The following is a 7,012-nucleotide window of genomic DNA, read 5'->3' as shown; positions in this document are numbered from 1 at the left end:
CCGGGAACCGCCGGTCGGGGGCTAGCGGGTCGGGGGGACGGCGGGCACGAGGAGTTCGACGTTGCGGTCGCGGGCCGAGCCCAGGTTCGCGCCGTCGGCGTAGGGGTCGTTGACCGACAACTCCCGGTACAGCGAGGCCAGGCCGTCCGCCGAGAAGTCGCCGTGCTCCACCCGGTAGGGGCTGTCCGCCTCGATGAGCGTGGTGAACAGCGACACCGTGCCGTCGGCGTTGTCCACGATCTCGATGCAGCGGGCCAGCTGCGGGTGGTCGATGTGCGAGGCGGTGTTGATCTCCCAGAACCCGCACTCGGGGCGGTCGGCGGTGTGCGCCCGCACGGTGTTGCGGTGGGTGTGCCCGTTCACCCAGGCCAGGACGTTGGGGTACCGCTTGAGCAGCGACACCAGCACCCCGCCCGTGTAGCGCAGCTCGGCGGGGCGGCGCCGGTCCGGCAGCGGGTTGTCCATGGTGTCGCTGGTGTGGTGGCTGAACAGTACGAACAGCTCGCCGGTCACCTGCTGGGAGCGCCGCCGCCCGAGGAGGTCGTAGTAGACCGGGCTGCCCGCGCGCAGGGTGTTCTCCAACCAGCGGTACTGGGTGTGCCCGATCGAGCCGTTGGCCAGCCCGGCGAGCGTGGTGGTGTCGAGGCTGATCCCGGTGACGCCCTCGGCGATCGCGAACGTGTAGAAGCAGTCCACGCCGCCGTCGTTCGCCTCGGTGAAACCGTGGCCGACCGGCCCGGGGCCGGTGTTGGCCTCGGCGCGGTGGGCGGCGACGAACCCGGCGGTGTCGAAGGGGGCGCGGCGCTCGTCGGCGGTGACGGTGGAGATGATCGACCCGGCCGCGGTCGCCGCCCCGGGCTCGGCCAGTCCCTCGACGACGGCGGGCAGGTCGCCGACGTTGTCGGCCTCGGTCATGGCCTCGGCGGCGCGGGCGGCGGCCCGGTCGTCGGTGTACATGATCTTGCGGTCGCCGGTGAAGCATTCGGTGAGGGTCCCGGCGGGCAGCGAGCCCGACGGGGTGTCGTCGTGGTTGCCGATGGTGCAGTACCAGGGGACGTCCAGGCCCGGGGCACGGAAGCCGGTCCGGGCGGCGGCCAGGAACCCCGGCAGCGCGGGGAAGCCGTGGTCGGTCTTGTAGCGGTCGGCGAGGTCGCGTTCGGGGTGCCAGTAGAGCGGGGAGCCGCAGTCCTGGACGCCCTCGTAGCGGGCCGGGTCGCCGGTGTCGGGGACGAGGTCGCCGCCGTTGAACACGGCCATGAGCCAGTCGAGTTCGATCCGCTCGTGGTTGTCGGTGTTGTCGCCGGTGGTCATGACGAAGTCGAAGGGGCGTCCGGTGATCGGCCCGACCCGCAGGGAGTTCACCCGGGAGACCAGCGCGGAGGCGCCGACGGTGGACAGGGTCTCCTGCGGGCGGTGGGCGCCGGAACCCAGCAGCGGGTGGGTGTACTCGAAGCGGACCGGGCTCTGGGCGTCCACGATGTGCAGGTCGGTGAGCTGGACGAACGCGGCCAGCGGGGTGCGCCGGTCGTCGCGGCCGGCCTGGGCGGGGACGAGGTCCTCGCGGACCTCCAACGGCCAGCCGGGCCCGGCGGACAGGCGGCGGTAGCCGTCGCCGGCGGCCATGGCGGCCTGGACCAGGGTGGTGCCCTCAGGGGCCGCGGCCCGGGCCAGGCTCCGGCGGACGAGGCGGTCGAGGGCGGCGGCGTCGAGGGCGTGCGCGGGGGTGGCGGGCGGGGCGATCAGGCCGAGGCCGGCGGTGGTCCCCAGGAGGGTGCTCCCCAGCAGGAAGCGGCGGCGGTCGAGGGAGGCCATGGGCGCGGTGTCCTTTCGGCCCGGGGGGTGGGCCTTGCGGGGGACGGGGCGTGGTCATTGAAGACCGGGACCGGGCCGATGGCAACGGGGGCGCGGGCGGGGGTCCGCACCCCCGTGGGGGAGGGGTGCGGGGCGGGTGGGTACGATTCCGGGTTCGGCCACGGGCCGGGAACGCTCGGTGACCGCGTGTCGACGACGTGTGTGTTCCCGCCGGTCACCGCGGTGTCGGAAACCGGCGGCGGAGTGTTCGCGGCGGCCTCGATGAACCGTCATAAAGGTGAGGGTTTTTCATATCTGGCCGGATGCGGCCATCCCGTCTTCGGCCGAAGGCGCCGTCAGCGGGTCGCGTCCTCCCGGGATGTGCTCTCCCGCAGCTCCGCCACCCCCCACTCCACGAGGGGCTGGAGCGCGGCCATCAGTTCCCGCCCGCGCGGCGAGAGCGAGTACAGCGAGTGCGCCGGTGTGGTCGGCACGATGGTGCGGATCACGATCCCGGCGGCCTCCAGTTCCTTGAGCCGCTGGGAGAGCAGTCGGTCGGAGAGGCCGTCCACGGAGGCGATGATCTGCCCGAAGCGCGAGGCGCCCCGGGAGAGCGCCAGCAGGATCGCCCCGCTCCAGCGGCGCCCCACGAGCTCGATGGCGCCCTGGAAGCCGCGGCACTCTTCTTCGTTGAGGATCGGAGGCTGAGGTCTGTGGTCTCTGTGCTGCATACTTACCAATAATAAGCTCCTAATGTTGCGTTTGCAAGGACCTGTCCGGGGGCGCACCATGAAGACATGAGCGATTACGGACACCCCTTGGAATTCGGGGTCAGCATCGACCCCACCGCCGACGATTTCGCGGCCTCCCTGGACCTGGCCCGCCAGGCCGACGCCGCCGGGCTGGAGTACCTGGCCGTCCAGGACCACCCCTACCAACCGGGCTACCTCGACGTCTGGACGATGATGGGCCAGCTCGCGGCCCGCACCGAGGACATCGCCGTCATGTCCGACGTCATCGACCTCCAGCTGCGGCCGCCCACGATCCTGGCCAAGGCCGCCGCCTCCCTGGCCACCATGGTCGGCGGACGCGTACGGCTCGGCGTCGGCGGCGGCGCCAGCGCCCAGGGGGTCGCGGCGATGGGCGGCCTGCCGCGCAGCGGCAAGGAGATGGTCGAGTTCAGCGAGGAGGCGGTCCGCATCATGCGCGCCGCCCTGCGCGGCGGTGTGATCCGCGCCGACACCGAACGGCACCGCATCGCCGGCTACCAGGCCGGACCCGTCCCGCCCGAGCCGATCCCCGTCTGGGTCGGCGCCCAAAAACCCAAGATGCTCGGGGTGACCGGGCGGTCGGCCGACGGCTGGATCAGTCCGCTCAACATCTACGTCGCACCCGAAGAGGTCCCGCAGAAGCAGGCGATCATCGACGCCGCCGCCCGCGAGGCGGGCCGGGACCCGGCCGAGGTCCGCCGCGTCTACAACGTCATCGGCGCGATCGGGTCCTTCCGCGGAGGACAGGGGCTGGTCGGCCCGGTGGACACCTGGGTCGACACCCTCGCCTCCTGGGCGACCGACCTGGGCTTCGACACCTTCGTCTTCTGGCCCCTGACCGACGCGCCCGGCCAGCTGAAGCTGTTCACCTCCGAGATCGTGCCCGCCGTCCGCGACCGCGTCGCGGAGAAGAGGAACCGTTCATGAGCACCGCACTCCCCGCCCTGCCCGCCTCCCTGCGCGACCGGGCCACCCGGCCCGGCGACCGGGACTACCGGCTGTTGCGGTCCACCTACACCACACCGGCCTCGCCCGCCCTGGTCCTGCGCCCGCGCACCGAGGCCGAGGTCGCCGACGCGCTCCGGTACGCCGCGGACGCGGACGCGGCACTGTCGGTCCGCAGCGGCGGACACGGTCTGAGCGGGCGCTCGTCCAACGACGGCGGGATCGTCGTCGACCTGTCCGCGCTGGCGGACATCGAGGTCCTGGACCCGGGGAGCGGCCTGACCCGGATCGGCCCCGGCGCCCGCTGGGCGCAGGTCGCCGCAAAGCTCGCCCCGCGCGGGCTGGCCATCAGCTCCGGCGACCACGGCAACGTGGGAGTCGGCGGGCTGGCCACCGCGGGCGGGGTCGGCTGGCTCACCCGCGCCCACGGCCTGACCATCGACAACGTCCGCGCCGCCCATGTCGTCCTGCCCGACGGCACGATCACCCGCACCGACGCCGAGCACGACCCCGACTTGTTCTGGGCGGTGCGCGGTGCCGGGGACGGCGTGGGCGTGGTGACGGGGTTCGAGATCGCCGCCAAGCCTGTGGGGAACATCGGTATCGCCCAGGTGGCGGTGGAGGCGGACCGGGCGGGCGCCACGCTGCGCCGCTGGTCGGAGCATATGACCGAGGCTCCGCGGGAGCTGACGGCCAACGCGATCCTCTTCTCCGAGGGCGGCCGGTCCGTCCTGCAGATGACCGCGGTGGCCGCCACGGACGACCCCGACCGGGTCCGCGCCCTGGTGGAACCGCTCACCCGGCTGGGACGCCCCCTGGGGGTCGAGGCGAACCTGGGACCGTACACCGCCCTGGTCCCGCGCGGGCACCTGCACCCCAACGTCGGGCAGCAGCCGTCCCACTCCACCAACGGGCTCTTCCCGACGCTCACCGCCGACAGCGCTCGCGCGATCATGGACGTGGCGAACCGCCCGTACGGGCCGCTGGTGCAGCTGCGGTCGATGGGCGGGGCGGTCAACGACGTCGACCCGGAGGAGACCGCCTACTCCCACCGGCACCAGCAGGTGCTGGCGATCTTCAGCGCCTTCCCGCCCGCGGGTCCGGAGGAACTGGCGGCGGCGGTCAAGGAGGTGCGCCGGTACTCCGACGGCGCCTACCGCAACTTCGACTCGGTCCCCGACCGGGCGGCCTTCCGTCGGGCCTACCCCGGGGCGGTCGGGGACCGGGTGCTGGAGCTGCGCCGCCGCTACGACCCCGACGGGCTGCTGCGCCGGATCGACGACGTGTAGCCGGGGGTGCGGGGACGGCCAGGGCACGGGGGTGGCCGGGGGTGCGGGGGCGGTGCCCAGGGGTGCCGGTGCCCCGGGGCGCGGCGGGGTCCGGGTTCAGGCCCGCAGGGCCTCGACCGCGGTCTCCGCGACGGCCTTCAGCACCGCGTGCCCGGCGCCGGACTGCCCCGCCACCCGGATCCCGGAGATCACCGAGACGACGTACCACGCGCTCGCCTCGGGGTCGCGGTCCGGGTGGACCGACCCGTCGGCGCGGCCCGCCAGGACGGCCGTGCGCAGCGCCGCCAGCCGCCGGTCCCGGTCGGCGCCGAGGATCTCGGCGACCGCCGGGTCGTGCGCGGCGATCGACGTGGTCGTGTTGACCACGAAGCAACCGGAGCCGGGCCCCTGCTCCTCGATCCGCACCGTGTCGTCGACGATCTTCGCGAGCAGGGCCCGGACGCGGTCCAGGCCCTCGCGCCGGTCGTCGTCCAGGATCTCCACCAGGGCGTCCGTCGAGGCCGTGATGTAGTCGACCAGGGACCTGCGGAACAGGTGCTCCTTGGACCGGAACGTGTTGTACAGGCTGCTGCGGTTCAACCCGGTGGCCGCGCACAGGTCGGCCGTGGAGGCCGCGTCGAACCCCTTCGCCCAGAACACGTCGCGGGCGGCCCTGACCACCTGCTCCTCGTCGAATCCCCGCGGTCTTCCCATGAACGCCACGGTACCGGCTTGTGGAACGTTCGGACCAGAACCGGGGCGCGGGCCGGGGAGGAGGGGAAGAGGGGGAGGCGGGGAGGAAGGGCGGGCGGGGCCGGGGTCAGGCGTTGGCCCCGCCGTCCACGCCCAGGCGGGTGCCCGTGGTGAACCCCGCCGTGGGCGAGGCCAGGTGGGCGACGGCCGCGGCGATCTCCTCGGCCACCCCGAAGCGCCCCAGCGCGATTCCCTGCCTCTGCGCCTCGGCGCCCGGCCCGTCCTGGGGGTTCATGTCGGTGTCGGTGGATCCGGGGGCCACCTCGTTCACCGTGATGCCGCGGGGGCCCAGGTCGCGGGCCAGGGCCTTGGTCAGCCCGGTGATCGCGGCCTTGGAGGCGGCGTAGGCGGCCAGACCGGGGGAGGGCACCCGCTCGCCCAGGGAGGAGCCGATGTTGACGATCCGACCGCCCTCGCCCAGGTGCCGGGCGGCGGCGCGGGCGACGAGCAGGGGGCCGCGCACGTTGACGTCGAGCACCCGGCTCACCGCCTCGGGGTCCAGGTCCCCGATGGGGGCGGCCGTGATGACGCCCGCGTTGTTGACCAGGATGTCGAGGCCGCCCAGGAGTTCGACGGTCTCGGTGACCAGGCGTTCGGCCTCCTCGGCCCGGCCGGTGTCGGCCCGGACGATCACGGCCTTGGTGCCGGTGCGCTCGCCGATGAGGGCGGCCGTCGCCTGGGCCGCCCGCCGGTCGGAGTGGTAGCCGATCGCCACCGTCGCCCCGTCGTGGGCCAGTCGCAGGGCGATGGCCGCACCGATGCCGCGGCCGCCTCCGGTCACCAGGGCGCGCTTGCCGTCGAGGACGTTGCTCATGTCGTGGGTCTTCCGATCCGTTGTGGGGGTGTCGGGGGTGTCAGGGGAGGCGGGGCAGGGCCGGGAACGCGGGAGTCTGTTTTGAACCGTTCGTTCCAATAAGGGAACCTAGCACGGGTCGATGATCGGACGCGGGTGACCTACGTCATGCCAGCGGTGTCCGTTGCGGGGCCCGGGGGTGCGAGGGGTGGGGGGCCGGGGCCGCGGTGGCCCGGGGGCGTGATGGGCGGGTCAGCCCTCCCACTCCAGGGCCGACACCACCATGTACACGGTCAGCGTGACCACACTGGCGCCGCAGCGCCCATGGCGTTGCAGGTCGATCAGGGCCGAGGCGACGAGGACGGCGTTGCGGCGCAGCTCGGCCTCGGTCGTGCCCACCGGGATCACCCGGCGCACGTGGTGGCAGCGCGCCCGCCCCACGTCGTGCACCATCCCCACCACATAGGTGCGGGCCAGCCGGCGCAGCGCCGCCGACCGGGGGATCGGGTAGCGGTACCGGCAGCGGGTCCGCACCCCGGCCCGGTCCACCGCCTCCGCCTCGTAGGTGATGGACTCCCAGTCCTCGTCCACCTGGCGGACTTCGGCGCCCCGGGCCCGCGCCCACGCCTGGATCCCCGCCCGGTCCCGGACGACCACGACCTTCGCGGCCTCCCCGGGCCCGCCGTCGTCCG

General features: G+C 73.7%; 7 protein-coding genes. 2 read left to right on the top strand and 5 right to left on the bottom strand.

Annotated elements, in window-relative coordinates; genetic code table 11:
• Window positions 1-21 precede the first annotated feature (21 nt).
• Window positions 22-1,812: a TIGR03767 family metallophosphoesterase gene (locus ACJOT3_RS30420; RefSeq protein ID WP_406976579.1), complete on the bottom strand. Its 1,791-nt coding sequence runs from the start codon at window positions 1,810-1,812 to the stop codon at window positions 22-24.
• A 335-nt stretch (window positions 1,813-2,147) separates the two neighbouring features.
• A complete protein-coding gene (locus tag ACJOT3_RS30415; RefSeq protein WP_406976578.1) occupies window positions 2,148-2,522 on the bottom strand; it encodes a winged helix-turn-helix transcriptional regulator in 375 nt (124 codons plus the stop codon).
• Between the two features lie 66 nt (window positions 2,523-2,588).
• On the opposite strand from ACJOT3_RS30415, the gene ACJOT3_RS30410 reads away from it, so the two are divergent.
• Together ACJOT3_RS30410 and ACJOT3_RS30405 are read left to right on the top strand one after the other, a co-directional pair.
• A complete protein-coding gene (locus tag ACJOT3_RS30410) occupies window positions 2,589-3,488 on the top strand; it encodes an LLM class flavin-dependent oxidoreductase (RefSeq protein ID WP_406976577.1) in 900 nt (299 codons plus the stop codon).
• Window positions 3,485-4,795 (top strand): FAD-binding oxidoreductase, encoded by a 1,311-nt coding sequence (locus ACJOT3_RS30405; RefSeq protein WP_406976576.1) that lies wholly within the window; start codon window positions 3,485-3,487, stop codon window positions 4,793-4,795. The genes ACJOT3_RS30410 and ACJOT3_RS30405 overlap by 4 nt, the downstream gene beginning before the upstream one ends.
• 96 nt (window positions 4,796-4,891) lie before the next feature.
• On the opposite strand, the gene ACJOT3_RS30400 is transcribed toward ACJOT3_RS30405, so the two are convergent.
• From ACJOT3_RS30400 to ACJOT3_RS30390, 3 genes are all read right to left on the bottom strand, one after another.
• Entirely contained in the window at window positions 4,892-5,488 is a 597-nt protein-coding gene (locus tag ACJOT3_RS30400; RefSeq protein ID WP_406976575.1) for a TetR/AcrR family transcriptional regulator, read from the bottom strand.
• Window positions 5,489-5,594: 106 nt separating this feature from the next.
• Window positions 5,595-6,341 carry an SDR family oxidoreductase gene (locus tag ACJOT3_RS30395; protein ID WP_406976574.1) on the bottom strand — a complete coding sequence of 249 codons (747 nt, stop codon included), beginning with the start codon at window positions 6,339-6,341 and terminating at the stop codon, window positions 5,595-5,597.
• Window positions 6,342-6,572: 231 nt separating this feature from the next.
• Window positions 6,573-7,012, bottom strand: a 440-nt coding sequence (locus ACJOT3_RS30390) for a hypothetical protein (RefSeq protein ID WP_406976573.1), incomplete at its 5' end; no start/stop codon positions are given.

Origin of the sequence: Nocardiopsis protaetiae, from assembly GCF_045446735.1 — a bacterium.
GTDB lineage: Bacteria > Actinomycetota > Actinomycetes > Streptosporangiales > Streptosporangiaceae > Nocardiopsis > Nocardiopsis protaetiae.
The sequence above is the reverse complement of the archived record's forward strand: the minus strand, read 5'-3'. Positions and strand labels throughout refer to the sequence as shown.

What these genes read in the sequence shown, in the direction of transcription:
- ACJOT3_RS30405 (WP_406976576.1), top strand. Translation starts at nt 3,485, where the DNA reads ATGAGCACCGCACTCCCCGCCCTGCCCGCCTCCCTGCGCGACCGGGCC.
- ACJOT3_RS30415 (WP_406976578.1), bottom strand. Translation starts at nt 2,522, where the DNA reads ATGCAGCACAGAGACCACAGACCTCAGCCTCCGATCCTCAACGAAGAA.
- ACJOT3_RS30400 (WP_406976575.1), bottom strand. Translation starts at nt 5,488, where the DNA reads ATGGGAAGACCGCGGGGATTCGACGAGGAGCAGGTGGTCAGGGCCGCC.
- ACJOT3_RS30420 (WP_406976579.1), bottom strand. Translation starts at nt 1,812, where the DNA reads ATGGCCTCCCTCGACCGCCGCCGCTTCCTGCTGGGGAGCACCCTCCTG.
- ACJOT3_RS30410 (WP_406976577.1), top strand. Translation starts at nt 2,589, where the DNA reads ATGAGCGATTACGGACACCCCTTGGAATTCGGGGTCAGCATCGACCCC.
- ACJOT3_RS30395 (WP_406976574.1), bottom strand. Translation starts at nt 6,341, where the DNA reads ATGAGCAACGTCCTCGACGGCAAGCGCGCCCTGGTGACCGGAGGCGGC.